The 26,399-nt window shown below is 62.4% G+C and carries 32 protein-coding genes; 7 read left to right on the top strand and 25 right to left on the bottom strand.

Annotation, left to right across the window (positions count from 1 at the left end):
* Window positions 1–67 precede the first annotated feature (67 nt).
* Both purF and Q1V57_RS03510 read left to right on the top strand, forming a co-directional pair.
* Complete coding sequence (gene purF, locus Q1V57_RS03515) at window positions 68–1,567, top strand: amidophosphoribosyltransferase (RefSeq protein ID WP_300527625.1); 1,500 nt, start codon at window positions 68–70, stop codon at window positions 1,565–1,567.
* Window positions 1,564–2,292 (top strand): SDR family NAD(P)-dependent oxidoreductase, encoded by a 729-nt coding sequence (locus Q1V57_RS03510; RefSeq protein ID WP_300527624.1) that lies wholly within the window; start codon window positions 1,564–1,566, stop codon window positions 2,290–2,292. Before purF ends, Q1V57_RS03510 begins: the two co-directional genes overlap by 4 nt.
* A gap of 46 nt (window positions 2,293–2,338) precedes the next feature.
* Here the strand turns inward: Q1V57_RS03510 and Q1V57_RS03505 are convergent, their stop codons facing one another.
* Window positions 2,339–3,010 carry a hypothetical protein gene (locus Q1V57_RS03505; RefSeq protein ID WP_300527622.1) on the bottom strand — a complete coding sequence of 224 codons (672 nt, stop codon included), beginning with the start codon at window positions 3,008–3,010 and terminating at the stop codon, window positions 2,339–2,341.
* A complete protein-coding gene (locus Q1V57_RS03500; RefSeq protein ID WP_300527620.1) occupies window positions 3,007–3,705 on the bottom strand; it encodes a hypothetical protein in 699 nt (232 codons plus the stop codon). Before Q1V57_RS03500 ends, Q1V57_RS03505 begins: the two co-directional genes overlap by 4 nt.
* Before the next feature lie 159 nt (window positions 3,706–3,864).
* On the opposite strand from Q1V57_RS03500, the gene Q1V57_RS03495 reads away from it, so the two are divergent.
* Entirely contained in the window at window positions 3,865–5,070 is a 1,206-nt protein-coding gene (locus tag Q1V57_RS03495; RefSeq protein WP_300527618.1) for a helix-turn-helix transcriptional regulator, read from the top strand.
* Window positions 5,071–5,085: 15 nt separating this feature from the next.
* Here Q1V57_RS03495 and der read toward each other — a convergent pair whose 3' ends face one another.
* The 14 genes from der to Q1V57_RS03425 form a co-directional block, all read right to left on the bottom strand.
* Entirely contained in the window at window positions 5,086–6,468 is a 1,383-nt protein-coding gene (der, locus tag Q1V57_RS03490; RefSeq protein WP_300527617.1) for a ribosome biogenesis GTPase Der, read from the bottom strand.
* Window positions 6,469–6,478: 10 nt separating this feature from the next.
* Window positions 6,479–7,855 carry a PQQ-binding-like beta-propeller repeat protein gene (locus tag Q1V57_RS03485; protein ID WP_300527615.1) on the bottom strand — a complete coding sequence of 459 codons (1,377 nt, stop codon included), beginning with the start codon at window positions 7,853–7,855 and terminating at the stop codon, window positions 6,479–6,481.
* Complete coding sequence (locus Q1V57_RS03480) at window positions 7,848–8,561, bottom strand: tetratricopeptide repeat protein (protein WP_300527614.1); 714 nt, start codon at window positions 8,559–8,561, stop codon at window positions 7,848–7,850. Before Q1V57_RS03480 ends, Q1V57_RS03485 begins: the two co-directional genes overlap by 8 nt.
* A 74-nt stretch (window positions 8,562–8,635) precedes the next feature.
* Window positions 8,636–9,463, bottom strand: a complete 828-nt coding sequence (gene panB, locus Q1V57_RS03475) for a 3-methyl-2-oxobutanoate hydroxymethyltransferase (protein WP_300527612.1) — start codon at window positions 9,461–9,463, stop codon at window positions 8,636–8,638.
* Between the two features lie 65 nt (window positions 9,464–9,528).
* The gene (locus Q1V57_RS03470; RefSeq protein WP_300527611.1) at window positions 9,529–9,870 is read right to left on the bottom strand and encodes a hypothetical protein; all 342 of its coding nucleotides are present in this window, start codon (window positions 9,868–9,870) and stop codon (window positions 9,529–9,531) included.
* A complete protein-coding gene (locus Q1V57_RS03465) occupies window positions 9,870–10,421 on the bottom strand; it encodes a sigma-70 family RNA polymerase sigma factor (protein WP_300527609.1) in 552 nt (183 codons plus the stop codon). The genes Q1V57_RS03470 and Q1V57_RS03465 overlap by 1 nt, the downstream gene beginning before the upstream one ends.
* Window positions 10,422–10,448: 27 nt before the next feature.
* A complete protein-coding gene (locus Q1V57_RS03460) occupies window positions 10,449–10,838 on the bottom strand; it encodes a DUF6249 domain-containing protein (RefSeq protein WP_300527607.1) in 390 nt (129 codons plus the stop codon).
* An 86-nt stretch (window positions 10,839–10,924) separates the two neighbouring features.
* On the bottom strand, window positions 10,925–11,482 hold the full coding sequence (locus Q1V57_RS03455; RefSeq protein WP_300527605.1) for an NnrU family protein: 558 nt from the start codon (window positions 11,480–11,482) through the stop codon (window positions 10,925–10,927).
* A gap of 84 nt (window positions 11,483–11,566) precedes the next feature.
* A complete protein-coding gene (locus Q1V57_RS03450) occupies window positions 11,567–11,896 on the bottom strand; it encodes a hypothetical protein (protein ID WP_300527603.1) in 330 nt (109 codons plus the stop codon).
* A complete protein-coding gene (locus tag Q1V57_RS03445) occupies window positions 11,889–12,422 on the bottom strand; it encodes an RNA polymerase sigma factor (protein ID WP_300527601.1) in 534 nt (177 codons plus the stop codon). Before Q1V57_RS03445 ends, Q1V57_RS03450 begins: the two co-directional genes overlap by 8 nt.
* Complete coding sequence (locus tag Q1V57_RS03440) at window positions 12,422–12,820, bottom strand: hypothetical protein (RefSeq protein ID WP_300527600.1); 399 nt, start codon at window positions 12,818–12,820, stop codon at window positions 12,422–12,424. The genes Q1V57_RS03445 and Q1V57_RS03440 overlap by 1 nt, the downstream gene beginning before the upstream one ends.
* Window positions 12,821–12,908: 88 nt before the next feature.
* Entirely contained in the window at window positions 12,909–13,523 is a 615-nt protein-coding gene (locus tag Q1V57_RS03435; RefSeq protein WP_300527599.1) for an SH3 domain-containing protein, read from the bottom strand.
* A 30-nt stretch (window positions 13,524–13,553) separates the two neighbouring features.
* On the bottom strand, window positions 13,554–14,639 hold the full coding sequence (locus Q1V57_RS03430; RefSeq protein WP_300527597.1) for a glutathione S-transferase family protein: 1,086 nt from the start codon (window positions 14,637–14,639) through the stop codon (window positions 13,554–13,556).
* A 45-nt stretch (window positions 14,640–14,684) separates the two neighbouring features.
* A complete protein-coding gene (locus Q1V57_RS03425; protein WP_300527596.1) occupies window positions 14,685–16,130 on the bottom strand; it encodes an alpha/beta hydrolase in 1,446 nt (481 codons plus the stop codon).
* Between the two features lie 142 nt (window positions 16,131–16,272).
* On the opposite strand from Q1V57_RS03425, the gene Q1V57_RS03420 reads away from it, so the two are divergent.
* Window positions 16,273–17,793 carry a LytTR family DNA-binding domain-containing protein gene (locus Q1V57_RS03420; protein ID WP_300527595.1) on the top strand — a complete coding sequence of 507 codons (1,521 nt, stop codon included), beginning with the start codon at window positions 16,273–16,275 and terminating at the stop codon, window positions 17,791–17,793.
* A gap of 27 nt (window positions 17,794–17,820) precedes the next feature.
* Here Q1V57_RS03420 and Q1V57_RS03415 read toward each other — a convergent pair whose 3' ends face one another.
* From Q1V57_RS03415 to Q1V57_RS03400, 4 genes are read right to left on the bottom strand one after another with little or no spacing between them, the layout of a single operon-like run.
* Entirely contained in the window at window positions 17,821–18,030 is a 210-nt protein-coding gene (locus Q1V57_RS03415; protein WP_300527594.1) for a SlyX family protein, read from the bottom strand.
* A gap of 19 nt (window positions 18,031–18,049) precedes the next feature.
* Window positions 18,050–18,730 (bottom strand): GNAT family N-acetyltransferase, encoded by a 681-nt coding sequence (locus tag Q1V57_RS03410; RefSeq protein ID WP_300527592.1) that lies wholly within the window; start codon window positions 18,728–18,730, stop codon window positions 18,050–18,052.
* Complete coding sequence (locus tag Q1V57_RS03405; RefSeq protein WP_300527591.1) at window positions 18,727–19,227, bottom strand: MarR family transcriptional regulator; 501 nt, start codon at window positions 19,225–19,227, stop codon at window positions 18,727–18,729. Before Q1V57_RS03405 ends, Q1V57_RS03410 begins: the two co-directional genes overlap by 4 nt.
* Before the next feature lie 34 nt (window positions 19,228–19,261).
* Window positions 19,262–20,866 carry an ABC-F family ATP-binding cassette domain-containing protein gene (locus Q1V57_RS03400; protein ID WP_300527590.1) on the bottom strand — a complete coding sequence of 535 codons (1,605 nt, stop codon included), beginning with the start codon at window positions 20,864–20,866 and terminating at the stop codon, window positions 19,262–19,264.
* A gap of 151 nt (window positions 20,867–21,017) precedes the next feature.
* Here Q1V57_RS03400 and Q1V57_RS03395 point away from each other — a divergent pair, with 151 nt between their 5' ends.
* Window positions 21,018–21,497: a glutathione peroxidase gene (locus Q1V57_RS03395; protein ID WP_300527589.1), complete on the top strand. Its 480-nt coding sequence runs from the start codon at window positions 21,018–21,020 to the stop codon at window positions 21,495–21,497.
* Between the two features lie 2 nt (window positions 21,498–21,499).
* On the opposite strand, the gene Q1V57_RS03390 is transcribed toward Q1V57_RS03395, so the two are convergent.
* The gene (locus Q1V57_RS03390; RefSeq protein ID WP_300527588.1) at window positions 21,500–21,736 is read right to left on the bottom strand and encodes a hypothetical protein; all 237 of its coding nucleotides are present in this window, start codon (window positions 21,734–21,736) and stop codon (window positions 21,500–21,502) included.
* Between the two features lie 112 nt (window positions 21,737–21,848).
* A complete protein-coding gene (locus Q1V57_RS03385) occupies window positions 21,849–22,058 on the bottom strand; it encodes a cold-shock protein (protein ID WP_300527586.1) in 210 nt (69 codons plus the stop codon).
* A 349-nt stretch (window positions 22,059–22,407) separates the two neighbouring features.
* Here Q1V57_RS03385 and Q1V57_RS03380 point away from each other — a divergent pair, with 349 nt between their 5' ends.
* Window positions 22,408–22,536 carry a hypothetical protein gene (locus Q1V57_RS03380; protein WP_300527585.1) on the top strand — a complete coding sequence of 43 codons (129 nt, stop codon included), beginning with the start codon at window positions 22,408–22,410 and terminating at the stop codon, window positions 22,534–22,536.
* Here the strand turns inward: Q1V57_RS03380 and Q1V57_RS03375 are convergent.
* Together Q1V57_RS03375 and Q1V57_RS03370 are read right to left on the bottom strand one after the other, a co-directional pair.
* Window positions 22,533–23,150: a pyridoxamine 5'-phosphate oxidase family protein gene (locus Q1V57_RS03375; RefSeq protein WP_300527584.1), complete on the bottom strand. Its 618-nt coding sequence runs from the start codon at window positions 23,148–23,150 to the stop codon at window positions 22,533–22,535. The genes Q1V57_RS03380 and Q1V57_RS03375 overlap by 4 nt on opposite strands.
* A gap of 63 nt (window positions 23,151–23,213) precedes the next feature.
* A complete protein-coding gene (locus Q1V57_RS03370) occupies window positions 23,214–23,768 on the bottom strand; it encodes a peroxidase-related enzyme (RefSeq protein ID WP_300527583.1) in 555 nt (184 codons plus the stop codon).
* Window positions 23,769–23,920: 152 nt separating this feature from the next.
* Between Q1V57_RS03370 and Q1V57_RS03365 the strand changes: the two genes are divergently transcribed.
* A complete protein-coding gene (locus Q1V57_RS03365; protein WP_300527582.1) occupies window positions 23,921–24,820 on the top strand; it encodes a LysR family transcriptional regulator in 900 nt (299 codons plus the stop codon).
* 51 nt (window positions 24,821–24,871) lie between these two features.
* Here Q1V57_RS03365 and guaA read toward each other — a convergent pair.
* The coding region (gene guaA, locus Q1V57_RS03360; protein ID WP_300527580.1) for a glutamine-hydrolyzing GMP synthase at window positions 24,872–26,399 on the bottom strand (1,528 nt) is incomplete at its 5' end.

Below are 26,399 nucleotides of genomic sequence, written 5' to 3'. Positions count from 1 at the left end.
AATGATGACACGTCCTATGGCAGACGCGATCGAAACCGCCTAGATGACCTCATCGGTGAGACGATGGATGGCCAGGATGATGACGGCGAGCGATAGGCAAGCAGTTCCCGCGACACTGACCTATGATCCGGAAACGGATCGACCCCAGGAAGAATGCGGCGTCTTCGCCGTGCACGGATCGCCCGACGCCGGCGTTCTGACGGCGCTGGGCCTGCACGCCCTGCAACACCGGGGACAGGAAAGCTGCGGTATCGCGACCCATGACGGGTCGCGTTTTCATAATGAGCGGTATCTTGGACTGGTGGGTGAGAATTTCACCTCGCCGGACCTTCCCGAGCGTCTGCCCGGTCGCGCGGCTATCGGCCATGTGCGCTATTCCACCCAGGGTGCCTCGGTGATGCGCAATGTGCAGCCGCTTTATTCCGATATCCGTGGCGGCGGCATTGCCCTCGCGCATAATGGCAATCTGACCAATGCCCGCGTCCTGCGTGAAGAGCTGGTTCAGAAAGGCGCCATCTTCCAGTCGACCTCCGACAGCGAAGTCGTGCTGCACCTGGCCGCCCAGTCGACCAAGAACAAACTGACCAATCGCGTCCTGCACGCGATCAAGCAGATCGAGGGGGCATTCGCCTTCGTGATCCTGGTCAATGACCGCATTATCGCGGCGCGTGACCCTTATGGCATTCGCCCGCTGGTCATGGGCAAGCTCGGTGACGCCACCATCTTCGCCTCCGAGACCTGTGCCCTCGACATGGTCGGCGCCAAATTTGTCCGTGATATCGAGCCCGGCGAAGCCGTGGTCGTCAATGACCAGGGCATCCGCTCCGAGCGCTTTGCGCCAGAGCGCGCGGCGCGTGTCTGCTCGTTCGAATACATCTATTTCGCCCGCCCGGACTCGGTCATCGCCGGCCGCAGCGTCTATGAAGCGCGCAAGCAGATGGGCCGTCAGCTGGCGGTGGAAACGCCGGCCGATGTCGATGTGGTGATCCCGGTCCCCGATAGCGGTGTACCGGCAGCGATCGGCTTTGCCGAGGCCAGCGGCATTCCCTTCGAGCTCGGGATTATCCGCTCTCACTTTGTCGGCCGGACCTTCATTCAGCCGACCCAGGACCGGCGCGATCTGTCAGTGCGCCGCAAGCATTCGGCCAATGCCGCTGCGGTCAAAGGCAAGCGCGTTCTTCTGATTGATGATTCCATCGTCCGTGGCACGACCTCGCTGAAGATCGTGCGCATGATGCGCGAGGCCGGGGCTGCAGAAGTCCATTTCCGCTCTGCCTGCCCGCCGATCAAATTCCCCGATTTCTATGGCATCGACATGGCCGGCCAGGCCGAGCTGATCTCGGCCAATATGGAAGTCGACGAGATGGCGAAAAAACTCGAGGCAGACAGCCTTGGCTTCCTGACCGTCAACGGCATGTATCAGGCCATTATCGGCGAACCGCGTAATAATCGCGTCCCGCAATTGGCCGATCACTACTTTACCGGCCAGTACCCGACCCGCCTGATGGATCACGACCGTGATCTCTCGGCCAAGGAATTCCAACTCTCCCTTCTGGTAGACGCATGACTTCAATCGATCTCAAAGGCCGTCTCGCGCTGATCACCGGCGCGTCGCGCGGTATTGGCCGCGCCATGGCGCTGGAACTGGCCAAGGCCGGTGCTCACGTTATCGCCACGGCGCGCACAACCGGCGGCCTGGAAGAGCTCGATGACGACATCCGCAAGGCGGGCGGCAGTTCCACCCTGGTCCCGCTCGACCTGCAATCAGAGGACGGCATTGAACAACTCGGCACGATCGTCGCCGAGCGTTGGGGCAAGCTGGATATTCTCCTCGCTGCCGCTGGTGCGCTGGGTGAACTGACCCCGGCCGCGCAGGTCAAATCCAAGACCTGGCAGAGCGTCGTCTCGGTCAATCTGATCGCCCCGGCCCGCCTGATCCGCGCCCTGGAAGCGCCGCTGCTGGCCTCTGACGCTGGCCGGGCCGTGTTTATCTCCTCCGGTGCCGCCCGCTCGCGCCGCCCCTTCTGGGGCCCCTATGCGGCGACCAAGGCCGGTATGGACGCCCTGGTGCAGTCCTGGGCCAAGGAACACGACAATAATCCGCTCAACGTCAATATCGTCTACCCGGGCGCCATGCGCACCAAGATGCGCGCCAAGGCCTTCCCGGGCGAGGATCCGATGACGCTGCCGGAACCGGACGAGCTTTGGCCCCTGGTTGCGGGCCTGATTGACCCGGCCGGTGAGACCCATGGCGAAATTGTCGATTTCGCTGCTCAACAGGTACCGGCCTGAACAAAGGCGGACGCGTTGGTCGGAGGCTTTCAGCACATCAATAGCGTCACCTCCTCTTCCAAGACGGTAGCAGGCTGACCCGCAGCAACCAGAACACGGTAAGCAGAGTCACAAGAACCACCGGCATGACAAGTATGGCCTCCGTGCGAAGCGCTTCGGGCAGGACGTGATTATTGCCGAAGAAGATGATGAATGTGGCGATGAACATGGAAAAACCCATGCGCCACAAATGCCGGGCAATGCGCCGCGTACGCGAAAGCGGTGAGCGTATTATGGCCAGAGCGTCGAGCGCTGCGATAAACAGGGCCACTCCGCCAAGCCCGTAGAAAGCCTCTGGCGGCAAACCGTCGAGCTGGTCCAGATCGCTGACCGAAAGACCCAGACCAGTCGCCAGGCTGGCTATTCCCACAAGGGCGATCAGGCCAGCCAGAAGCCGCTCGCTGCGCTGCATCAGCCCGCTGCTTTCGCGCGCTGCGAGCCAGCCCGTTGCCGCAGCATGCGCAGCAAAAAGGGACAGGAAGGTGGTGAAGACAATGGAACGGGCAAAGCTCATATAAAGCCCGCTGGCGCAAAGCAGCAGCATGCTGACCGCGAAGGCACGTCCGGCGAAGATATGCCCGCGCGCGCCCTTCCTCAGGACAAAAGCCGCAACTCCGGCCAAGAGGCAAAGACCACCGAGACCGAAATGGATCTGTCCGATCAGTGAGAAGCCGCTCATGCCTTCACCTCCTTGCGGCGCGGGCGATTGAACGCGGTGCGGATGAGCCAGAAGACGATAAGAATGGCCGTAACGGCTTCGGGCAGGGAGAGCAGACCGCTCTCGCGCAAACCCTGCGGAAAAACGCGGGCGCCCGGTCCGGTGAAGAAGGATCCGACGGCGATGAAATAGGCCAGGCCCATGCGCCATAAATGCCGCGCGATCCGGGCGCGATCCGAGATGGCGCGGCGCCAGACCAGGCTGAGATCAAACACCAGGCCGAGCCCGCACATGGTGGCAAGCATGAAGTAGTAGTCCGCCAGGAAACCCAGAAAAACACCATCCGGGCTGCCCAGGGCGATCACGCCGAGGATAACCAGGGCCGCCATAGTCACGGCGATCAGCAGCGCGCTGATAACCTCAAGCACACCCGCCTGCGCGCCCGTCTGCGAACGCGACCAGCGCGCCGTCGACCAGCCGGTTAGAACCAGATAGCTCCCGAGCATTCCGGCAAAGGCGGTGATCAAGAGCCGCTCCGGCTCAAGCAAGCCCAGGACCGCTCCGGATATGGACGCGATCAGCATGGTGTAGAAAAACACGCTTCCGCCGGCACGGTGCACCGGCCGGCCTTTCGGCGCAGTGAAGGCCACCGCTCCGCCGACGACACAAAATGTGCCGGCAATGATGTGGGTCAGGGTGAGTGCGTCAGGCAGCATGAACAGGGCTCCGCAATTGATTGAGCCCCGCTTATGCGCGGCGGACCGATTGCTCGTCGCCTCGACCTGCAGGCGGGGACATGCCCTGTGTCCGGTCCGGCAGGCCCGGACATGGGCGCGATTTACATCGCCGGAAAGCCTCGATAAGCCGGGTTTGCAATGACCGCTTCGCTTGTTCCCGACCCCCTCAGCTTGATCCTTTCGGCCGCCGCCCTTGGCCAGGCCCTTTTGTGCGCCGCGCTGCTCATCTCTGGCCAGGGTACCGCGCAAGCTCACCAGCAGGACCACCGGCGCTGGCTGGCAGCGGTCTTTGCGGCGCTGGGCCTGTTATCGACCGGGCCGGTGAGCGCAGCGACAGCGCCCGCCCTCTTCCCGCTCGCCACGGGCCTTATCCTTACGGCCGCCTATGGGCTGGCACCGCTGGTCTGGCTTTACACACTCCGCCTCACAGAGCCCGAAAACGCCCCGCCCCGCCCCCGGCGCTGGACGCATGGCCTGCCGGTGCTGGCCGGGGCCTCCGGCTTTTTCGCCATCCTGACACTGCCCGGCGATATGAGGTTTGAGATGTTTGCCGCCGGCACCTTGCCGGACAGCCGGCACGCGGCCGGCGTCGCGCTATGGCTATTCCTGCTGGTACTGGCCTGGAATATCGTGTCCGGCGCCTATGGCTTCGCCATTTTACGCCGGCTGGCCGCCTACCGGGCGCGCTTGCGGGACCTGTATTCCAATAATGACGGACGCGAGCTGTACTGGCTCAGCACGCTGATCGCCGTCCTGAGCGCTGTCTGGGCCCTGGCTGTGGCGGTTTTGCTGATCGACAACCTGCTCGTCCCGCTCTTTCTTCCAGCCAGTCTGGGCCCGGTCATGCTGTTGAGCCTGATCATCACTTTCGCCCTGAAGGGCGTGGCCCAGCAGCCCGGCCTGGCGGCCGCCGACATCCCCGTGGGCAGTCTTGCGGACAGCCAAGCGGACAAGCCGGCGAGCGGCGGGAAATATCAAAAATCCGCCCTCGACGAGGCGCAGGCGGTACGCATTTCCAACAAACTCTCAGCGGTCATGCGCGAAGAGCGCCTTTATCTCGATCCCGGACTGTCACTGCAGAAGCTTTCGCGCCATATCGGCGTGGCCCCCAACCTGGTCTCGCAGACCCTGAACCAGACACTCGAGGAGACCTTCTTCGACTTCGTCAATCGCTGGCGCATCGAAGCGGCCTTGCCCCGTGTTGCTGCAGGCGAGGATACGGTAATGAACATCGCTCTCGATGTCGGTTTCAACACCCGTTCGACTTTCTATACCGCCTTCAAACAGGTGACCGGCACAACGCCGCGGGCCTATCGGGATGCTGCCAGTCCGACAGCAGACTGACCGGCTGCGGCGCGATCAGGTCCGTTTTGTCCGGGCATCCGGATTCTTGCGGTCCGCATAAGGGTTCTTGCCCGACTTCACGATCAGGCGGATCGGGATCCCCGGCATCTCAAAGGCCTCACGGATGCCGTTGATGAGATAGCGCTTATAGCTCTCCGGCAACGCATAACCGCGCGAACACATCAACACGAAGGTCGGCGGACGGCCCTTGGTCTGGGTCAGGTAACGCGGACGAATGCGGCGCCCGGCCACGGAGGGCGGCGGGTGGCGCTCGACCATTTCCTGCAGCCAGTCATTGAGATCGCGGGTCTTGATCTTGGCGTCCCAGTCCGCGTGCAGCTTGGTCAGGGCCGGCATGATGTCTTCCAGCCCCTTCTTCTTCACCGTCGAGATCGGCAGCAAGGGGGCGCCCGTCATTTGCGGCAGCAGGCGTTCAAACTCGAGCTTGATTTCCTTGAGGTAGGCCGTGCGGTTCTTCACCAGGTCGAATTTGGAGATCGCCAGGGCGACGGCGCGGCCTTCCTTGTAGGCCATGTCGGCCAGGTGCAGATCCTGCTTTTCCAACGGATGCTCGGCATCAACCAGCAGCAGGACGACCTCGGCGAACTTGACCGCGCGCAGCGTATCGGCGGCGCTCATGCGCTCGAGCCGGTCCTTGACCTTGCCGCGCTTGCGCAGACCGGCCGTGTCATGCAGTCGCACGCGCCGTCCGTCCCAGACCCAGTCGACGGAAATCGCGTCACGGGTGATGCCGGCCTCGGGACCGGTGATCAGACGATCCTCACCAATCAGCGTATTGATCAGGGTGGATTTGCCCGCATTGGGCCGCCCAATGACGGCGATGCGCAGCGGCGGCTCTTCCTCCGCTTCATCCTTCTTGCGGCGGCGCTTGGGACGGCCCAGCGCCTCCACCACGGCCTGGTAGAGATCGCCCATACCATCGCCATGGGCGGCGGACAGGCCGATCGGCTCGCCCAGCCCGAGCGAATAGGACTCCAGAAGACCGCTCTCACCCGCCTTGCCCTCGGCCTTGTTGGCCAGGAGAATGACCGGCGTACCGGATTTGCGCATCAGATCGGCAAAGGTCTGGTCCAGCGGCGTCAGGCCGGAACGCGCATCGACCATGAACAGGCACAGATCGGCCTCTTCGATCGCCATTTCGGTCTGGGCGCGCATTTCCGCTTCCAGGCCCTCCCGCTCGGCATCGTCATAGCCGGCGGTATCGATCAGCATCAGTTCGAGCTCGCCCAGGCGCCCACGCGCTTCGCGCCGGTCGCGGGTCACACCCGGACGGTCGTCTACGATCGCCAGCGGCTTGCCCGCCAGGCGATTGAACAGGGTCGATTTGCCCACATTCGGCCGTCCAACGACGGCAATGCGGGGCAGATTTTCAGTCATTCATTCACGCCTATCGAAGCGCGATCAGGCGCGCCCCATCAGTGACGACATAAATCGTCTCGTTCGCGATAACCGGCGCCACATAGACGTCGTCGCGCAGGTCATACTCCCGAATGAGCGATCCGTCATAGGCATTAAGCAGTACGCCATCTCCGCGGCTCGAGGTCAGGAAGACCCGACCGCTGGCCAGAACCGGGCCGGACCAAGCGATACGGTCTTCGCGATTGCGCGGATTTTCAAACAGATCAAGCTGCTCGATCCAGTGAATCTGACCGGTCACGCGGTTGAGGCAAACGACCTGGGCTTCGCTGGTAACGACATACATGAAGTCACCGGCCACCCACGGCGCATGCAGGCCACCGGCCGGCTGCGTCCAGATCCGTTCGCCCGTGCGCAGCGAGATCGCCACCAGGGTACCGGAATGGCTCATGGCGTAGACCGTGCCATCAGCGATCACCGGGCTACCGGCCACGTCATTGATCTCGGACATGGCGGTCAGACCACCCGCACTGGTCAGGCTGTCGGACCAGACCGGGTTGCCGTTCTGAACCCGCAGAGCCACCAGCTCACCGGAGGCAAACGGAGCAACAACCACATCGCCCAGCACAGCCGGGCTCGGCGCCGTAATCAGACGGGCGCTTTCGACAATGCCCTGATAGGTCCAGAGCACCTGGCCGGTCGCGGCCTCAATGGCGATCATCTCGTTATCATCGGAGGCGACAAAGACGCGGCCATCGGAGACGGTCGGGGCGCCGTGGAAGGGCACAAGGATTTCCGAACGCCACAGCTCGGCACCGCTATTGGCGTCAAGCGCGACGAAAAAGTTGAGGCCGGAGTGGGCGTAAATACGGCCATCATCGAACGCCAGACCGCCGCCAAAGGACATGCGGTCATAATCATTGGCGCCTTCCAGACGCGTCGACCAGACCTCGTCGCCGGTCTCGGCATCAAACGAGGCCACCTCGCCGCTGGCATCGACGGTGAACACACGGCCATCAGCCATCACCGGACGCGCATTGAGACGGCGCGAATTGCTTGACCCCTCACCAATCGAGGCCCGCCACAGCACGTCCAGATCGCCATCGGCCTGGGTATGCTGGACCGCGTGGGACGGATAGCCGCCCGGCTGCGGCCACACCGGATTGACATAGGCACGCGGCAGCTGAACGGCTTCCAGCGGCGCACCGTCATCAATACGCAGGCCCTGTTCGAAATCGAGAATGGAGACGCGGCCATCTTCCGGCGCAGTCTCTTCGGGGGCATCGTCATTGCCGACGCCAGGCAGGAAATCGAGAGCGCCGCCCGGGCTGGGCACGGACGAACAGGCTGCGACCGGCGCCAGCGCCAAAGTCAGCAAGAAACCCCGGATACGCGTTACATCAATCATTACCTGCTTCCCCGGCAGCTGGTGTCTCGGTGTCGTCACTTGTCTCGCTCGCCGCGCGAGCGTCAAGCGAATTCAAAAGCGAAAGCGCGTTGTAAGCGCGGCGGCCGACGGTCCCGTCCGGTGCCATCGGCGAGGCAATCTCGCTGAATTCCAGACGCGCCCGGTCAAAATCTCCGGCGCGATAAGCGGCCACGCCAATTGTCTCCAGCGCCAGCGCGCGGTACGGCGTTTCGCCTGCCGCCATGGCCGAGAGACGAATTTCGACATCGGCGAAGCTGAGCTGGTCCCAACGGGCCCAGACGGCCTTCAGGGTCGCCAGATCACGGATAACGGCATCGCCGGTGCTCGCAGCAGCCTGATCAAACAGGTTGGCCGCCTCTTCATTCTCGCCCGCATCCAGGGCCAGCGAGGCCTGCTGCATCAGCGCCAATGTCGTATAGCCGGACGGTCCCGCCTCGCGCAGGGTGTCAAAGGCTGCGCTGGCCTGGTCGCTATTGCCGGCATCGCGGAAATCGATCGCGGCAAAGAACGCATCCGACGCGCGTTCATGGCGGCCATCATTCCAGGCATTGAAGCCGGCCCAGCCGGACGCACCCAGAATAATGAAAAGCGCTACGCCAAGGGCCCAGGGGCCGTATTTCTTGAACGCTTCTTGATAGCGATCCTGAGCGAGCTGCTCTTCAACCTCGTCAAATACATCGACCACGTCGACACGACTCCGTTTTCAAAGGACAAATTCGGCGCGACCCTAGCGTCCGCAGCCCGGCGCGGCAACCGCGCTCAACCGTCCTTGCGCTTCAGGGCATAGACCTCGGCGCTTGAGGGGAATTGGCGTGCCCTCACCTCGTCCGCATAACGCTCAACGGCGGCAGAAGTCCGCTCAGCCATATTGTCGTAGCGCTTGACGAATTTCGGGGTCCATTCAAACACGCCCAGCATGTCCGGTGTGACCAGGATTTGCCCGTCACAGGCCGCTGAGGCGCCGATACCGATTGTCGGAACAGATACAGCCTCGGTGATTTCCCGGCCGAGATCTTCATCCACGCCCTCAACCACGATGGCGAACGCGCCGGCCTGGTCTGCAGCGACCGCCTCGTCGATGACGCGCTGCCATTCCGCCGACGTGCGGCCCTTGGCCTTGAAACCGCCATCGGCCAGGGCCGCCTGCGGACGCAGGCCGACATGGCCGATCACCGGTATGGAGCGCTCGGCCATGAAGGCGATGGTGTCAGCGGCATAGGTGCCGCTTTCGATCTTGATCGCCTGACACCCGGTCTCCGCCATGATGCGGGCTGCATTGTCGAAAGCCTGCTGCGGTGACTGCTCATAGGTCCCGAAGGGCATGTCGACAGCGACCAGCGCCCGCTTGGCACCGCGCATCACGGCCTTGCCGTGCATGATCATCATGTCCAGCGTTACGCCGATGGTGGAATCCAACCCGTGCACGACCATGCCGACGCTGTCGCCGACCAGCAGCAAGTCGCAATACGGGTCGAGCAAGCGCGCCATCGGCGCGTCATAGGCGGTGAGGCAGACGAGCGGTTCAGCGCCTTTGCGGGCACGAATATCCGGCGCGGTAATGCGGCGGGCTTTACTTTGTGCGGACATAAAAAAACGGCCTCGCTGGAAAACGAAGCCGCGACACTAGCCGAGGATGTTGCGGCGCAAAAGCCTCAGGCGATGCGCCGCGGCAGCACCAGCGCCACCGTACCGACGGCCATGGCCATGGCAGCAGCCGCCAGGGCCTCCGGGGTGGCGAGGAATGCCAGGCTGGCTGCAGCCCCCTCGGTCGGCATGGAAATATTGGAGAACAGACCTTCCAGCTGCGAGCCTGCAATGGCCGATCCGGTCGATCCGGCGCCGCCGAGCATGAGCACGCGCTTGCGGTCGGGATTTTCCAGCTTGTGCTTGACCTTCTCGACGAAGGCATCGGCCTCTGCGTCACGCTCGAGCGGCTCGGCCGCTTGCGCGAAGGCCGCTTTGAGCCTCTGATCGAATGCGTCTTCCATCGTCATCACACCGTTACCTCCGTACCTGTTTCCGCATTGGCGAAATAGGCCTGAAGTTTCGCTCGTCCCCGGTTCACGTGGGACTTCACAGTACCCAGCGGCATGCCCGTCGCGTCTGCCGCCTCAGAATGCGACATTCCACAAGAGTAACACATCACAACCACGGCGCGCTCCTCTTCCTTCAGTGTCGCCAGCGCCCGGTCGAGATCGACCACATTGCCCATATCGCGGGGCGCTTCACTTTCTTCAACATCGGCCTTGAACTTTTCCAGCACGCGGTCGGCCGATTTGCGCTTGCGTGCCGATTTCAAAAACTCGGTATAGGCGATCGAGCAGAGCCAGGATTTGAAACTGCCCGTGCCCTTGAAACTGCCGACTTTCTCAAATGCCCGGATAAATGTGTCCTGGGCGAGGTCGTCGGCAAGGGCGTGGTTACGGCACATGCGGTGAAGCATGGAGCGCACGAGGGCCTGATGGCGACGGACGAGTTCGCCAAATGCCGCGCTATTCTTGGTCGCAATGACCAGCGCTGTGAGTTCTGCGTCCGTCGCCTTCATCGGATCCCCCGAGCTCGCAAGCCGGCCTTACTGAGCTGCCACTTCGTCCTTGGGACGGTTCATCAGGCCAAAGCCGATCAGAACCAGACCGATCAGACCCGGGAAGGACGCAATTGCGGACATGATGTTGAACACGTCTTCATCAGCTTCGGCACTAACGGCCCAACCCAGCAGCAGCAGGGAAAGCGCGATCGCCAGCAGGATCGCCCCGCCCTTCAGATCGCCATTACCGTCCTTGCGCGGCATGCCCAGGGCACGAATAGTGTCCGGCGTCATGCTCTGGCCGTCGCGAATAGCCGCTTCGATGACCGTCAGCGTAGCCTTGCGCCGCTGGGTGGACGCATTGAAAGCGATCCAGACCACAGCAACGACCATGATGAAGGGTGACATTGAGACCAGCATCACAGGGATAGACATTTTATTCTCCTAGCTCTTGGGACCCGGCACGGTGTGCGCCGCTTCTGACAATGAGATGCGGGCCGGTCCGGAATTGGATGCAGCGATCAGCCGATAATTGCCACGCCAAAGAGATACATGTGAAAATTCATAAGGATAAGTGCTGCAAGAACACCCAGAACAATGGCCGTCAAATCTCCGCCCCAGCCTTTAACGACCGGCGGCGGTGTCTCGCGCATCCAGGCAGAGATGAAAGTCACAAGCGACCAGGCGAGGAAGGCACCAAAGAGCAGGACCGCGGACGCCTCGCCATTGGCCAGCAGATGCGCAAACGACCACAGCACGACGGCGGCCAGCATGGGATGGCGGACCCAGCGGCGGATATGCCCGGGAGCATAGGCTGCAACCAGCAGGATCAGGGCGATGGGGACCAGCGAAAAGGCCAGGTGGCGGGTCCAGATCGGCGGCGTCCACAAGATCTCCGGCGGATGGGCGATGATCTTGCCATAGACAATCAGCACAAATCCGGTCAGCGAGAGGGCTGTATAAACGAGCTTGTAGGGCGTTTCTCCCATGCGGCCGGCCAGCGCATCACGAGCGCCGGGTATGACGCGCAGTGAATGCACGCCGAGAAACATTATCAGACCAATTGCCAGGACAAGCATGCCCCTCTCCCCCGAAAGTTCGGATGCAGTATAGGCGATTCAAACTTGAGGTGCGGAAAAACCGCTGGGCAATTCCCGATCCGGTCAAATCCGGATGAATCGCGGAATTCGCAACCGGTTCTTCACGATAGCCACGCCCGCTAGCGCCACTGCCGCAATGGCTGCGAGCACCAGGCCAACCAGGTCGAGCACGCTTTCCAGGGAGGCGGCCAGGGTTTGCCAGGCCGGGCCGGTCAAAGCGAACAGCAGGACAAGGGCAAGCCCAAGGGCAAAACGCATGGCCAGCTCGACACGCAGGCGGCGGGCCGCGATTGCGGACATGACCGAGACGCGAAAGCCGGGGTCCACAGCGGGAACCGGATCGGCATCAAAGAATGCACCAAGTGCATCATGTTGGGTCGAAGCATCAGTCATGGCTTACTCCAAGGATGGCCTCCAGGCGGGCCCGTCCCCTCGTGACATGGGATTTTAGCGTCCCCAGCGGCATTGACAAAATCTGCGCCGCTTCGGCATGCGACCAGCCCCCTGCAAGACACAATGCGACAGCCGCGCGCTGTTCTTCGCTGAGCTCGGACAAGGCCTGTTGCAGGGCGATATGGCGCTCATGCTGAGGATCGCTGGCCTCGTCCTGTTCAGACTGCCAGCGGGTATCCCGGTCCCGGCGCCGCACCGCAGACCGGCTGGTGCTGCGCACCGTGTTCCAGGCGATGGAAAACAGCCAGGTCTTGAATCGCGCGCCGTCGCGCAGCGTGCGCAACCGGCTCCAGGCTGAAAGCAAGGCCTCTTGGGCGATATCGTCAGCCTCGGATGAAACAGGACAAAGGCGCCGCACAAAACGGCGCAAATCCTGTTGATGGCGATCGACCAGGCGGCCGAAGGCAGCATCGGACCCCGAGCGGGCCGCCGCGACCAGCGCGGCGTCCGTCGGCGTCTGGCTCACTACTTTGATCCGCGCTGGAAGATGGCGCCGACCAGGAAGGCAAAGGCCAGCACACCCATGATCATGGCGACGAAATAGGCCACCTCGCCCATGCCGAGAATGTCGTAGCGGGCTTCAACGACAAAAACACCCGCCAGGCCGGTAAAGAGGATAACGAGAAAGGCGTTGCTGCCGCCGCTATTCTCCGCCGAGCTGTCGCTTCCGCTCCAGTCATCACTGTCACCATCAAGACGGCGGATCAGCTCGGCCGGCGGCTCATTGCCGGACGCGGCATAGGTCTTCAGCAGCTCGATCTTTGCCTTGGTCTGCTTGTAGCGCATAAAGCTGTTCCAGGCGAAGATCAGGAAAAAGGCGAGCGGGAATAACAGCCACCAGTAATCATCGAATAATTCGTACATGTTTCAGCCCTTTCTCGACCGGGTTATTGGCGTTCTTACCCATTAGTGGCCGCCGCCAGCCCGTTTGGATGCAGGCGGATGTAAAAACTTACTGCTGCACAGGTGTACGGCAGCAGCCCTCAAAAAAGCGGGCGCCGTGCTCGCCATCGCGCACATCGACATAGGCGCGCCAGACATAGTCGATATCGCTCATACCGTCCGAGCATTCAGCCCGGTCAAGAATGGCGATACCGCTGACCTCGCCCTCGAAATAATAGATGAAGGGCCAGGGCCGGGACTGGGCTTCGCGGCTCTCGGTCAGTATTCCTTCGGCCGCCTCGCCATCGCCCATCGGGTCGGTAAAGCGGACACTTTCATCGCCGTTGAGGGCCAGCCCCCAGAACGGTTCCGTGCCCGCGCATTGCAGCGCCAGCGGTGCACCGCCATAGGTCACAGGCCGCATGACCGGCTCGAGATAGGCCATCGAGACCCAGCCATACCCCTCCCCGGAAATGATCCGGGCCCAGCCGTCCTCCTCCTCCAGCACCTCGATCATCGCCGCGTCCGGCGGCAGGGCTCCGAGGATGTCTGCGCTGGATTGCGGCGCGGCGCGGATATTGAGGACATCACCGGGATCGACATTGACGACGCGGTAGACCCCCGCCTCGGCCGCTGCCCCTGCGAGCATGGCCAGGAAAAACGCGATGCTGATCAGCTGTCTCATTATCCGCTCCTATTGCGCCGGCATCACGCCTCACGCCTCACGCCATTGCCGGTCGAGCGCCTTGTCGGCATCAAGGACCGGTGCTTTCGGGTTCAAAACCGGGTCGGCCGCAATGACCGGCAGGGCATCGCCGAGCAGAAGACCGATGACGCGCTGCGCCGGCTCGGCCAACGCCTGATAGCCCTGACGCAGACGATTGAGGCAACGCACCCGGTAGGGGAAAACCGGCAAATCCCACTCCGTGTCCTCGAGCACCACCGAAAAGCGTTCCTTACCCGACAGAAAGGCCGCCGCATTGGCACTGAGATAGGGCAGATATTGCACCGCCGCGACACGGAATAAGGGCCCAAGGTCGGCCGGAATGCGCTGGATCGGATTGGTTTCCGCGAAGTCTTCCGGCCGCCCCGCCCAGATCCGGCCGGCCCAGGCAATCACGCTCGGCGCCTCGTCCCGCAGGATCGCATGCGGTGTCGGATCATAGGCAAAATGCGCGAAAACCGGTCCGAACAGGCCGAAATCGGCTTCGCAGGGCCGTTCTCCGAACAGAAAATCACGTTCCGCCAGGACCGGTTCGAGAATGTCGAAAACATTGTGAAACAAGGCCTCGACAGCCGGCGCGGTCTGCTTGGTTACGCCATCCCCCTTGAGATAATGACGCTGCTGGCGGAATTTGATGAACAAGCGGCGTAAGAACCGCGGTCCCGGCTGGTCGCGCAACAGGCTGTCCGCGATCTGACCGCTCATCAAGCGGCTGTCGGCCTCAAAGGCCCAGCGATAATAAAGCGCCGGCCGCCACAGCCATTCATCGAAGAAATCTTCCAGCAGGAGGCTGGCATAAGCCACCGCCGGCGGGCCCGGCCGCAGCCTCGGCTTGGGCCAATAGGACTCGAAATGCGCAATGATTTCCGAGCTGTCCGTCATCCAGCTGCCATCGGGCGACTGTAGTTGCGGCATCTGGGCGATACCGGTGGCCTTGGCGCATTCGCGAAAATCAGCCAGGTCCATTTCGACGAATTCGTAAGGCACGCCCTTCACACGCAGATAGCCTTCCAGCTTGCGCGTGAAATAGGAAAGCTTGAGGCCGTGCAGGCGGTAGGCAGCAGACGGAGCGGTCATCGGTAGGTATTTCAGCCGATTCCCGCTCCGAATGCGAATTCAGGCCTAGAACGGCAATAGCGTCATGTCCTGAAGCTCAACCGTGATCGTCTCTGCAAGGCCGCGCTCGCCGCGCATGAAGGCATGCATCACATCATGCACATCCGGCGAGGTCATGAAGAGATTATGCCCGGCATTTTCAACGGTTACGATATGGACGTCGGAAAGGTCCGAGACGGCCTCGGCCTGGGATTGCGGATAGGTGCGGCCATCCAGCGTTCCGGACAGGACCAGAACCGGCATGTCACCGGTCGGGTTGGTGCGGAACTCATCCCCCAGGTCGAAACCGTCCCAGACGCCTGACGCCTGCGGCATCGGGAAGTTGAGCATGCCGCCGGTCAGACCATCGGGCGCTTGCTGCTCGAACATCGCCAAACGCTCGGCAGAAATGCCCGAGACGACATCCATGGCCGTGGGCATCGGACGCAGGGAAATCGGCGTACCGGGGCGGACGAAACGCTGCAGCAGCATGCCGAGCAGGGTCGTATCGCCCGCATCCAGCGCCGTGTAGAGCGCCAGCAGGATGGCGGCATTGCCAGGATCCGCGATCAGGCCGCCGACAAATTGCTCGGCCTGGTGGCGATGAACCAGGACCTCAGCGGGCGGTCCGTCACGCTGCGGAACGCTGACCCGCATGGGTTCATCCTCCAGCCGTTCGTGCACGCGGCGGATCAGGGCCGCGATGTCCGGATAGGCCGCCGCGGCAGCCGGCTGGGCATCCACGGCCGCCTGCAGGCGATCGAAATAGGCATTGGTCTGGGCCGGAAGTTTCACCGTCTGATCGAGACCCTCGACGCTGGCCAGGATGGCCCGGTCGATCTCGGCGGGAATGTCCTTGATGGCAGCGAGCGCCAGATGCGTGCCGTAGGAAATCCCCCAAAGCGAGACCTGGTCGGCGCCGAGTTGCTCGCGCAGATCGGAAATGTCCTGCACGCTTTCCCGCGTGGTGTAGCCTGCAAGATCAATCCCCTGCTCCCGCCAGAAGGCACCGCATTCTTCAATCGCCGCGATATGCTGGGCCGAGAACTCGGCATAGGTCAGACGGGCAAGATCATCACCGCCCTGGCTGGAGACACAGCGGGGCAGATCATTGCCCGACAAGCCGGTGCCGCGCTGATCAAAGGCGATGACATCGCCGTGCTGGCGCATCTGCATGAACAGGTCAAAGCGGCGCCCCCGCGCCGTGCCGGTGCCAGAACCGCCCGGACCACCCGCGAGGTAAACAATCGGCGCGCCGGGATTATCCGTCGTCGCCGGGAAACGGACATAGCCGATCTCGATCATGCGGCTATCGGGATCGGCCCGGTTTTCCGGCACTTCGAAACGGCCGCGAAAAGCCTCTACGCTCTGCCCGGACTGCGCTTCAAACATCATCGCCTCTTCTTGCGCCAGGGCGAAGGGCGTCAAGGTCATGGCGGCCAGTCCGGCCAGCGCGGATCGCATGGTTTTCATTTTTATCTCCTGTCGGTCACGCCCCCCGGGCGCAAACCCACAATGCCCGCGAAACTGCTGAAAACGAGCGTGGATCGGTGAGCGGTCATGTCCGATCGACAAGCGGCGAGACGCCGGTAAACGGTCCGGCTATGGTCTGGTCATGAAATTCGTCCTGTTCTTTTTCGCGCTCCTTTTCCTCGCGCCTCTCGCGGCCGAGGCCCAGTCCGGCCGTTCGGCCTCTGTGGGCTTGTATCCGATTGATGTCTGTCCTGATGATGGCAGCGGGCAGCCGCCGGCCGACTTCAGCGCCCCGGCCTGCGAGCAGCTGCAGTTTCACGACATTGATCCGCAAAACACATCGCTGTGGATCCGGGCCCGGCTCGACCTGTCCGAAGCCTTGTTGCAGCAGCCCCGCCCGCTCGGCCTCTTCATTTCCGGCAAGGCGGCGGCGCATTTTTGGGTCAATGGTGTGGATGTTGGCGGCAATGGTGTGCCCGCAGACCGAGCCGAGGCGGAACGTCCCGGGCGCATGGATGCCGTGCGCTTTGTCGAGAAAGTGCATCTTCGCGCCGGAGAGAATGAAGTGATCGCCCGGCTCTCCGGCCATCACAGCCAGCTCACCCTGCGCCATCCGATGCACTATCTGGGCATCCGAATTTATGCTCACCCCACGCGCTGGATCATGAATGCCTACTGGGTCTCGATGATCACCCTCGGGGCCTTCACGCTCGGCTTTATCTTCTTCGGTGTCAGCGCTATCCGCGGTGAGGACCGCTTGGGTTCAAGCCTGATCAGCCTGTTATCACTGACTGCGGCGGCCCAGCTCCTGACCGAGGCCGGTCGCGGTATCTTTGCTTACCCCTACCCGATGCACGACTTGCGCCTGATCGGGATCGTCGCCTTCTCGGCGCTGTTCGGCCTGTTGCTGGTCGCCTATCTTTTGCACCGCTTCTCCGGATTAAACTGGAAACAGCAAGCCTTGCGGCTCGCCGTTGTCGCCCTGCCGGTCTCGGCCGCGATCTGGGGGGCCACTGGCTTTGACGGCAAGGCGGGCTTTGCCTTCATGGCCTCATGCCTGGCCGGGCTGGGCTGGTGTGCGGTCTGGGTGAAGCAGAAAAAGCCGAGCGCCCTGGCTTTCCTGCTCATTCTCGGAAGTTTTGTCGCCCTGCTACTGATCTTCGCCGGCCGCTTTCTCGACCTGTATTTCTTCTATGCTGTTGCCTGCCTGTTGCTCTTCCTGTTCTGGCAGCAAGCCCTCGCCCTGGTCCGCGCGCGGCGGGAAAAACAGCGCGAGGAACAACGTGCCTCCCAGCTCGAAGTCGCCCTCGCCCAGGCCCGCCAGAAAAACGCGCCCGACAAGATCCAGCTCGTCTCCGCCGGACATGTCGACTATGTCGCCACCAATACCATCACCCAGTTCAAGGGTGCGGGCGATTATGTCGAAGTGCAGTTCGAGAACGGCGGCACGTCCTTGTACAATGGTGGTCTGAGCCAGCTTGAGCGCGATCTGCCACCGACCTTCCTGCGCGTGCACCGCTCGCACATTGTCAACACTGCTTTCGTCTCAGCCCTGGAGCGGGATGCCTCCGGCATAGGACGCCTGGTCCTGACCAATGGAACCGAGGCTCCGGTCTCGCGCCGGATCATGCCGAAGGTGAGAAGTGCCCTGGCGGGGGCTTAGCCCGCCGTCCCTTAGCCCACCGGCCACTCACCAGTGCGGCGGTTTCTTGGCTTCCGGCGCCGGCATGTGGTCTTCCAGGTCCGACATGCGGGACATCATCTTGTTGAGCCGGCGGGTCAGCCGGGTGATCTCCTCGCGCTGATCGAGGATGACAGAATTCATGTCCTCGATCGTCTGCTCCTGATGCGCGATATGCATTTCCAGGCGCTCGATACGCGCTGCGAGATCGTCGGACATGGTGTTTCCCGTCAAAGGCTCAGCCCTGCCGCTCCACAATGGCGGCATTGACGTGGCAGCGTATGGCAAAGCCCAGCCGCTTATACAAGCCGACCGCAATCTCATTGCTCGCCCAGGCGTGCAGGAAGGGCCGCTCGCCGCGAGCGAGGATATGAGCGGCGACATGAGCCGACAGCCGTTTTGCCAGACCCTGTCCCTGGAAATCGGGGTGACTGCAGACACCGGACACTTCGCTATAGCCGGGAAAGCGCATCCGCGTGCCGGCCATGGCCGCGAGCCGGCCATCGATATGGATGCCAAAGAAATCACCCATTTCATGGGTGCGCTCAAGGAATGGTCCCGGCTCGGTGAGCCTGGCCAGCGTCAGCATTTCATCCGCGTTGCCCGGGCCGAGAGGTTCAATCCCCTTGGCCTCATAGACCGGGGGCGTATCGCCCTCAAAGACCATCTGGACACCCAGAGCCTGTTTGAGCGCGGTCAGACCGGCCGGAAGCGAGATATCGGCGACCTGAAGAATGTAGGCGTCCTCGCCCGGCGCCAACAATTGCGCCACCGCGGCCATGGTCTCAGCCGCGTCATCCGGACCGGAGATGAACTTGTTCACATCCGGCAGGAAACGCCGGGCCTTGGCATGACCGAGCGATAACGCCTTGTGGGCGGTCGTCAGGGTCTGCCAGACAGGGCGGTCGAGCGCGCTCATTGCGCATCCTCCCGGTCCAACGCAGCGCGGAACTGCCCGGAACGCATGCGCTGTTCCAGCACCCCGATCTGGTCGAGCAATCCCCCCTCAATGCCCTCGCAGACCGCGGCCGCAGCGGCCTCGATACGCGGCCAGAAATCTGTCCGCGCCCGGGCCGCCAGCGCCTCGCCCTGATCGGTCAGGATGATTTCCCGGACGCGGCGGTCGGCCTTGCCCGGCCGGGATAGCACCCAACCGCCCTTCTCCATATCCGCAATCATGCGCGAGACACCCGGCTGGGCGATCCCCAGCATGGTGGCAAGCTGGCCTGTGGTGAGCGGGTTTTGCCGGGACAGGGCCGCGAGCACCGGCATTTGCGCGGACGCTAGCGAGCAATCCTGCGTTTCCAGCCATGCCTGGCTCTCCGCCTGCAGGGCTAGGCCCAGCCGTTTCAGGCGAGAGCCCAGCGCCGTATGGCCCAGGGAGGCCAGAAAATCAGAAGCGAACAGCTTTTTCATAACGTGTTATATATCACAGCATGGAATGGGCCTGTCAACCGCCCTCACCGGCCAGGAAGGTCGCGACATCAATCTCCCGGTCGATACCGATGCTGGAACAAAAATGCGGGTCATGACTGACGATGAGGAGTGCACCGTCATAGCCCGCCAGAGCTTGTTCGAGCAGTTCGATCGCCTCCAGGTCAAGGTGATTGGTCGGTTCATCCAGGATCAGCAATTGCGGCGCATCGGCCGCCGCCGACAACAGGGCCAGCCCCGCTCGCAAACGCTCCCCGCCGCTGAGCACCCCGGCCGGCTTCAGACCAGCCTCATTGCGAAAGGCGAAACTGGCGAGGTGAGCCCGGACCGCGTTTTCCGAGAGATGCGGGTGTCGCAAGCGCAGATTGGCGAGGAGGCTCAGGGCCGGGTCGAGCAGTTCGGCATGCTGGTCCAGCATCGCAACCCGCCCCTCCCGGCGCCAGATCTCGCCCGACGTCGGTGCCAGCTGACCGGCGACCAGCGCCAGCAGCGTGCTCTTACCGCTGCCATTGCAACCGGTCAGGCGCACCCTTGCCGGCCCCGCCATCTCAAGACTGACGCCTGCAAGACCAAACCCGCCGGGCCGGTTGAAACCAACATTGTCCAGGCTCAGCACGCGTTGATGGCTGCCCAGACCGGACGCAGGCAGTTCGATTGTCAGAGGTGTGAGGATTTCCAGCTGCTCGCGCGCCTGCTCCAGCGTCTCGCGGGCCTCCTCCATCTGCCGCGCACTGGCCGCTGCGGCCCGGCCGTCGGTGCCCTGCGCCTTTTCGCGCATAGCATTGAGGATCAGCTTGCTCTGCGATCCGCACTGGCGGGCCGCCCGGCCCTTGCCGTCGGAGCGTTCCTTGCGCTCCTGGCGCTGCTGCGCGTCGCGGCGGGCCTGGTCCAGCCCGCCCTGGGCGCGGGCGATCTCACCGGCGAGCCTGACTCGGCGCGCTTCGCGCTCGGCGGTAAAGGCTGACCATCCACCCGTGACGATATGGCAGCCCGCCGGGGTCAGTTCGACAATCCGGTCCATGCGCTCAAGCAGGGAACGATCATGACTGGCCAACACCACGCCCCCCGCCCAGTTTGCAATGAGTTCGGCGATCAGCCGCCGCCCCTCGGCATCCAGATTATTGCTGGGTTCGTCGAGAAGCAGCACGTCGGGCTGTTCCAGCAGCAACCGGGCCAGAGCCAGCCGGGTGCGCTGACCGCCGCTCATGGCGCCGAGCGGGCTGTCGAGATCGCGGCGAGGCAGTCCGACCTGCGCAAGTGCCTGGTCGATACGATGCTCCAGCGTCCAGTCGGCGGCATCGAAATCTGCCTCGACCGCTGAGCCATCCAAAATTCGCTGCAGGCAGCGCCAGGCCGCAGCAATACCGAGCCCGTCAGCCCAGCTGCGCCCCTCTGTCGCGATAGACTGGTCGAGCAAGCCGCAGACGCCGGCACGCTTCACCGTCCCGCTCTCAGGACGGGCGGAGCCGGCCAGCACTGCGAGCAGGCTGGATTTGCCACAGCCATTACGGCCCACAAGGCCGATGCGCTCATGGCCCAGGGTCAGGCTGAGACCCGAAAAAAGGGCCTTGGCGTCAGGCGTGGTCAGGGAAAGGGAATCGAGGGTAAGCAAGGCGGACATGAAGGTTCTCGGCAACGACTGCAATCGGAAGGAATTCGATCTGCAGGTGCTGCTTCATGTGCGCGTCTCCTTTACTCGCTTCGATGGCGCTTATCTAATCAAGGCACGTTAAAGTCAATCTTGCCCGCCCTTAAAAAACAAGGACAGTCCTGTGAGCCAGATCTACGAATTCAACGCCCAGACCCTTTCCGGCGACGACCGCGCGCTTTCCGATTTCAAGGGTCAGGTCATGTTGATCGTCAACACCGCCTCCAAGTGTGGCTTCACCCCGCAATATGAGGGGCTGGAGAAGCTGCATGACGAGCTGGGCGATAAAGGCCTCAGCATTCTCGGCTTCCCGTGCAACCAGTTCGGCAAGCAGGAACCGGGTGATGCCGAGGAAATCGCCAATTTCTGCAAGCTGACCTACGACGTCACCTTCCCCATGTTCGCCAAGATCGAGGTCAACGGCCCCAATACCGCACCGCTCTACGAGTATCTCAAGTCGGAAGCGAAAGGCCTGATGGGGTCAAAATCGATCAAGTGGAACTTCACCAAATTCCTCGTCGATCGCGAGGGCACCGTAGTGAAGCGCTTTGGACCGCAGGACACGCCGGAACAATTGCGCTCGGAGATCGAGGCTCTGCTCTAGCTTTAACCTGCGACCTTGCGAAACCGCGGGACCGTCGGCTTGCGACGCTTGACGGGTGCAGGGGCCGGCGCCTCCGCCTCGCGCGCAAGACGAGCAGCGCGGAGCTTCTCTGTCCGGGCTGCACGCTCTTCGGCTTCTTCCTTGAGCAAGGCACGAACCGTATCATCAGTAATATCGGCTTTGGACTGAGCCGTTTTGGGCTTCAGTCGGAATACGTCATCATGTGTTTCGGCGGCCATGAAACAGCCTCCTGTTTGTGTAGCAAATACAAGCAAGGCCGGGCGATCGCCCGGCCTTGTCATGGAAACCTTCCTGCTGCCGGCTACCGGCGGGAAGGAACGGGCGCCAGGCCTAGGCCAGCTGCACGTTGTCAGCAGCATTCTTGCCCGAGCGGCGGTCCTGGACGACCTCAAATGAGACCTTCTGTCCTTCATCCAGCGAACGAATGCCGGAACGTTCCAGCGCTGAAATGTGAACGAAGACATCGGTCGAACCGTCTTCCGGTTGAATGAAGCCGAAGCCTTTGGTGGTGTTGAAGAATTTTACGGTACCAGTGCTCATGACGATTTCCTTTCAAAAGGTCACGCGGATACAGGCTCTCGCAACCGTGTGCTGGAGAGTCCTGAGGGTCGATTTTGGAAGGGAATAGAGTCGTGAGCGCGGATGTGTTCGCGCCTGAAAATTCGGCAATCAAGATCGATAACCGCACAAGTAGTGCGGAATGATGACTAAAACAAGTCAGATCATCCAAAATTGGACAATAACATCTGGCGCAGCCCAGTGAGCGGGCGCAGTTTTGATGCCCTCGTTGGGACGAAGTGACGGCTGAAAGAGGCTCCTGGCAAATCGAGGTCAACGGCCCCAATACCGCCCCGCTTTCGGAGCACCTCAAGTCGAGGCGAAGGGCCTGATGAGGTCAAAATCGATCAGGCAGAACTTCACCAAATACCTCGTCGACCGAGATCGCAATGTGGTGAAGCGCTTTGGTCCGCAGGACACGCCGGAACAATTGCGCTCGGAGATCGAGGCTCTGCTCTAGCCGGCTTCCAGCTGGGCCTTCAGACGTTCATTCTCGGCTTCCAAAGCCTCGATCCGGGCCTTCACTCCGGACAGCGCCTCCGCGATCTCTGTCTCGGTAAAGCGCGGTGTAATGTGTTGGGGGCAGTTCCAGTCGATGGCCTCCACGTGCAGCAGGGCGATCCGCTCCACCTTGGCCCGATAGCCAGGTAGAGCGGTCAGTTCGGCCAGATCCGGCCGGTCTGCAGCGGAGACGAATTCCAGGCGGGCGAGGATTTTCATCCGCGCCCGGTGCGGATAGTCGACCAGGATGAGCGAGGCCTTGTCATTGCTGCGCGCATTGCCGAGCGAGAGGTATTGCCGATTGCCGCTGAAATCGGCGAAGGCGAGCGTCTTCTCGTCCAGCACTTTGAGAAACCCCGGCGGCCCGCCGCGGTGCTGCACATAGGGCCAGCCGGTTTCCGAAACCGTGGCCATATAGAAACTGTCGCGCGCCCGGATGAAGTCGGCCTGGCGTTCATCGGCGAGCTCGAAGACCCGCTTGCCTTTCATCCGCTCCCAGATGTGCGCCGTACCGATCTCCTGCTGGACCTGGCGCACACCGGGCGTGATGGCGATGTCGAGAAATTCCTTCATGAGACAGCCTCCCGGACCGGCAAGTAAGGCGGGTGGAGGCGCAAGGCCCCCACCCGGCCCGGCTCAAGCCGCTTCGGCCAAGTCGTTGGCCCGCACAGCGGGGAAATCCAGCTCGGTCCCGCCGACGATGTTGAGATAATTGGTGAAGATGTTCTCCGCCGTTACCGCGATGATCTCGACGATCTCCTTGTCGCCATAGCCGGCCGCACGAAGGGATGCGACGTCGTGATCGGTCACGCTGCCACGATCCAGCACCAGCTTGGAGGCAAAGCGGACCGCCGCGTCGGCCTTGGCATCATGGGAGCGGCCACGGCGGTTCAAATCAATCTCCTCTGGCGTCAGCTTGGCCAGGTTGGAACCGAGATAGGTGTGCGCCGAGAGGCAGTAGTCACAGCCATTGATCTGCGCCACGGCGAGCGCAATGCGTTCGCGGGTTTTTACATCCAGGGCCTTAGCCAGGGCTCCGTTATTGGCAGCGAAGCCTTCGAGGGCGGCCGGGCTGTTGGCAGCGAGGCGAAACATGTTCGGCACCACGCCAAGCTGTTTGCGCACAGCCTCCAGGATCGGTTGCGAGGCTTGCGGGGCGTTGTCGAGCTCAGGGATGGACAGGCGGGACATGGGAAACTCTCCTTGGGTCTTGTGACGTGTTCTGATCGGGGTCCGCGCTGGACCGCGTCTTGCCGCCAAGAGTTAGGCATTCCACTCGAATTGATAATTGGCTATTTTGGGGAAACATATTCTCAATTACTGGAACAATAGGAGTGCCATGCATGGACCGCCTCAAGGCCATGACGGTTTTTCAGAAAGTCGCGGACCTGGGCAGCTTCTCGGCGGCCGGTCGGGAGCTCGGCATGCCGCTCGCCACGGTCAGCCGCCAGGTTACAGAGCTTGAAAAGCATCTCGGCAGCCCGCTTTTGACCCGCACGACCCGCGCCGTTGCGTTGACCGAGAGCGGCGAAGCGTATCTCAAATCCGTGCGCCGCATTCTCGATGATGTCGACGCCGCCGAACGCCAGGCCGCCGGCGAATTTCACGCCCCGCGCGGCGAACTCGTGCTGACAGCGCCAATCTGTTTTGGCCAGCTGCACGTGCTTCCGGTGGTTCGCGATTTTCTGGCGCAGTATCCCGAGATCAATGTCCGTCTGGCCCTGTCGGACAGAAATCTGCACATGATCGATGAGCATATCGACATGGCCGTTAGGGCTGGCGCCCTGCCCGACAGCTCCCTGCACGCCACCCGGATCGGCGAGGTCCGGCAGGTGATTGTTGCCGCCCCCAAAATGCTCGCCGCCCATGGCACGCCGAAAACGCCGGATGATCTATGCCGCATGCCCCTGATCCATTTCGGCTTCGCCTCAGCCCAGGCACTCTGGGACTTCCGGATAGACGGCAAACGCGAGGAGCGGCTTTTCACCCCGCGACTGACCGTTACCACCGCAGACGCCGCACTATGGGCCGCGCGCGAGGGCATCGGCGCCGTGCGCGTGCTGAGCTATCAAAGTGCCGGATCGGTGAGCCAGGGCGATTTGCGGGTTCTGTTGGAGGACTATGAAGCAGAGACCCGGCCGGTGCATTTGCTACACGCCAATCGCGCCGGCCTGCCCCTCAAAACCCGGATCTTCCTGGACTTCGCCCGTGAGAAACTTCGTGAACGAATAAAACAGATCTAATGCCACTCCGGCAAAGAAAAAGCCGGCGCAAAGCACCGGCTCGATCTCAACTCATTCCCACTCAATCGTCCCCGGAGGCTTCGAGGTCACGTCATAGACCACCCGGTTTACGCCGCGCACCTCATTGATGATGCGCGTGGCCGTGCGACCCAGGAAGTCGTGGTCGAAGGGGAAATAGTCTGCCGTCATGCCGTCGACCGAGGTCACGGCGCGCAGAGCGAGGACGTGGTCATAGGTGCGCTCATCACCCATTACGCCGACCGTGCGAACCGGCAGCAGCACCGCGAAGGCCTGCCAGATCTCGTCATAGAGGCCCGCCTTCTGGATTTCCTCGATATAGATCGCATCGGCCTTGCGCAGGATGTCGGCCTTTTCCTTGGTGATCTCGCCGGGAATGCGGATCGCCAGACCCGGCCCCGGGAAGGGGTGACGGCCGACAAAGGCTTCCGGCAGACCGAGTTCACGGCCCAGGGCGCGAACCTCGTCCTTGAACAGCTCGCGCAGCGGCTCGACCAGGTCCATTTTCATGCGCGCCGGCAGACCGCCGACATTGTGGTGGGATTTGATCGTCACCGAGGGGCCGCCATCGAAGCTGACGCTTTCGATGACATCGGGATAGAGCGTGCCCTGAGCGAGGAAATCGGCGCCGCCGGCCTCCTTGGCCTTGGCATCGAAGACATCGATGAAGAGCTTGCCGATCGTCTTGCGCTTGACCTCGGGGTCTTCCACGCCTTCCAGCGCGTCGAGGAAGAGCTTTTCCTCATCGGCATGGATGAGCGGGATATTGTAGTGCTCACGGAACAGGGAGACGACCTGGTCGGCCTCGCCCTGGCGCATCAGGCCGGTATCGACGAAGACACAGGTCAGCTGGTCGCCGATGGCTTCGTGCAGCAGCACCGCCACGACCGAGCTGTCGACACCGCCGGACAGACCGCAGATCACGCGCTTATCGCCAACCTGGGCGCGGACCTTGGCAATTGCCTCATCCTTGAAGCTCGCCATCGACCAGTCACCGGCAAAACCGGCAATGGTGTGGGTGAAGTTCTGCAGCAGCATGGCGCCGCGCGGGGTGTGCACGACTTCCGGGTGGAATTGCACGCCGTAGAATTTGCGCTCCTCGTCCGCGATTGCCGCATAGGGCGCATTGCCGGAAGTGGCGATGACCTTGAAGCCCTCAGGCAGCGCCGAGACGCGGTCGCCATGGCTCATCCAGACGCGTTCCTCATGGCCGATACCGCCAAAGCCCTCAAACAGCGCACTGTCGGCCTTGATGGTGATATCGGCACGACCGAACTCGCGCTCGTCAGAGGCTTCCACCGCCCCGCCGAGCTGGGCGCACATGGTCTGTTCGCCATAGCAGATACCGAGGATGGGCAAGCCGCGCGTGAAGACGCTTTCATCGGCCCGGGGAGAATTGTCCCAATGGGTCGAATGCGGCGAGCCCGACAGGATGATCGCCTTGGGATCATAGCCGTCGATAAAGGCCTTGTCGGCGCGGTTATAGGGATGGACTTCGCAGTAAACGCCGCTCTCGCGGACGCGCCGGGCGATGAGCTGGGTCACCTGGCTGCCGAAGTCG

The sequence above is a fragment of the Maricaulis sp. genome, assembly GCF_030149425.1.
GTDB lineage: Bacteria > Pseudomonadota > Alphaproteobacteria > Caulobacterales > Maricaulaceae > Maricaulis.
This window is presented reverse-complemented; position numbering and strand designations above follow the sequence as displayed.

What these genes read in the sequence shown, in the direction of transcription:
- Q1V57_RS03505 (WP_300527622.1), bottom strand. Translation starts at nt 3,010, where the DNA reads ATGAGCGGCTTCTCACTGATCGGACAGATCCATTTCGGTCTCGGTGGT.
- Q1V57_RS03380 (WP_300527585.1), top strand. Translation starts at nt 22,408, where the DNA reads ATGAGGTCAAAATCGATCAGGCAGAACTTCACCAAATACCTCGTCGAC.
- Q1V57_RS03420 (WP_300527595.1), top strand. Translation starts at nt 16,273, where the DNA reads ATGAAATTCGTCCTGTTCTTTTTCGCGCTCCTTTTCCTCGCGCCTCTC.
- Q1V57_RS03400 (WP_300527590.1), bottom strand. Translation starts at nt 20,866, where the DNA reads ATGTCCGCCTTGCTTACCCTCGATTCCCTTTCCCTGACCACGCCTGAC.
- Q1V57_RS03375 (WP_300527584.1), bottom strand. Translation starts at nt 23,150, where the DNA reads ATGAAGGAATTTCTCGACATCGCCATCACGCCCGGTGTGCGCCAGGTC.
- der (WP_300527617.1), bottom strand. Translation starts at nt 6,468, where the DNA reads ATGACTGAAAATCTGCCCCGCATTGCCGTCGTTGGACGGCCGAATGTG.
- Q1V57_RS03415 (WP_300527594.1), bottom strand. Translation starts at nt 18,030, where the DNA reads ATGTCCGACGATCTCGCAGCGCGTATCGAGCGCCTGGAAATGCATATC.
- Q1V57_RS03450 (WP_300527603.1), bottom strand. Translation starts at nt 11,896, where the DNA reads ATGACTGATGCTTCGACCCAACATGATGCACTTGGTGCATTCTTTGAT.
- Q1V57_RS03495 (WP_300527618.1), top strand. Translation starts at nt 3,865, where the DNA reads ATGACCGCTTCGCTTGTTCCCGACCCCCTCAGCTTGATCCTTTCGGCC.
- Q1V57_RS03435 (WP_300527599.1), bottom strand. Translation starts at nt 13,523, where the DNA reads ATGAGACAGCTGATCAGCATCGCGTTTTTCCTGGCCATGCTCGCAGGG.
- Q1V57_RS03440 (WP_300527600.1), bottom strand. Translation starts at nt 12,820, where the DNA reads ATGTACGAATTATTCGATGATTACTGGTGGCTGTTATTCCCGCTCGCC.
- Q1V57_RS03405 (WP_300527591.1), bottom strand. Translation starts at nt 19,227, where the DNA reads ATGAAAAAGCTGTTCGCTTCTGATTTTCTGGCCTCCCTGGGCCATACG.
- Q1V57_RS03390 (WP_300527588.1), bottom strand. Translation starts at nt 21,736, where the DNA reads ATGGCCGCCGAAACACATGATGACGTATTCCGACTGAAGCCCAAAACG.
- Q1V57_RS03425 (WP_300527596.1), bottom strand. Translation starts at nt 16,130, where the DNA reads ATGAAAACCATGCGATCCGCGCTGGCCGGACTGGCCGCCATGACCTTG.
- Q1V57_RS03460 (WP_300527607.1), bottom strand. Translation starts at nt 10,838, where the DNA reads ATGTCTATCCCTGTGATGCTGGTCTCAATGTCACCCTTCATCATGGTC.
- Q1V57_RS03455 (WP_300527605.1), bottom strand. Translation starts at nt 11,482, where the DNA reads ATGCTTGTCCTGGCAATTGGTCTGATAATGTTTCTCGGCGTGCATTCA.
- Q1V57_RS03385 (WP_300527586.1), bottom strand. Translation starts at nt 22,058, where the DNA reads ATGAGCACTGGTACCGTAAAATTCTTCAACACCACCAAAGGCTTCGGC.
- Q1V57_RS03365 (WP_300527582.1), top strand. Translation starts at nt 23,921, where the DNA reads ATGGACCGCCTCAAGGCCATGACGGTTTTTCAGAAAGTCGCGGACCTG.
- Q1V57_RS03470 (WP_300527611.1), bottom strand. Translation starts at nt 9,870, where the DNA reads ATGACGATGGAAGACGCATTCGATCAGAGGCTCAAAGCGGCCTTCGCG.
- Q1V57_RS03430 (WP_300527597.1), bottom strand. Translation starts at nt 14,639, where the DNA reads ATGACCGCTCCGTCTGCTGCCTACCGCCTGCACGGCCTCAAGCTTTCC.
- Q1V57_RS03410 (WP_300527592.1), bottom strand. Translation starts at nt 18,730, where the DNA reads ATGAGCGCGCTCGACCGCCCTGTCTGGCAGACCCTGACGACCGCCCAC.
- Q1V57_RS03370 (WP_300527583.1), bottom strand. Translation starts at nt 23,768, where the DNA reads ATGTCCCGCCTGTCCATCCCTGAGCTCGACAACGCCCCGCAAGCCTCG.
- Q1V57_RS03510 (WP_300527624.1), top strand. Translation starts at nt 1,564, where the DNA reads ATGACTTCAATCGATCTCAAAGGCCGTCTCGCGCTGATCACCGGCGCG.
- Q1V57_RS03465 (WP_300527609.1), bottom strand. Translation starts at nt 10,421, where the DNA reads ATGAAGGCGACGGACGCAGAACTCACAGCGCTGGTCATTGCGACCAAG.
- Q1V57_RS03500 (WP_300527620.1), bottom strand. Translation starts at nt 3,705, where the DNA reads ATGCTGCCTGACGCACTCACCCTGACCCACATCATTGCCGGCACATTT.
- panB (WP_300527612.1), bottom strand. Translation starts at nt 9,463, where the DNA reads ATGTCCGCACAAAGTAAAGCCCGCCGCATTACCGCGCCGGATATTCGT.
- Q1V57_RS03485 (WP_300527615.1), bottom strand. Translation starts at nt 7,855, where the DNA reads ATGATTGATGTAACGCGTATCCGGGGTTTCTTGCTGACTTTGGCGCTG.
- purF (WP_300527625.1), top strand. Translation starts at nt 68, where the DNA reads ATGGCCAGGATGATGACGGCGAGCGATAGGCAAGCAGTTCCCGCGACA.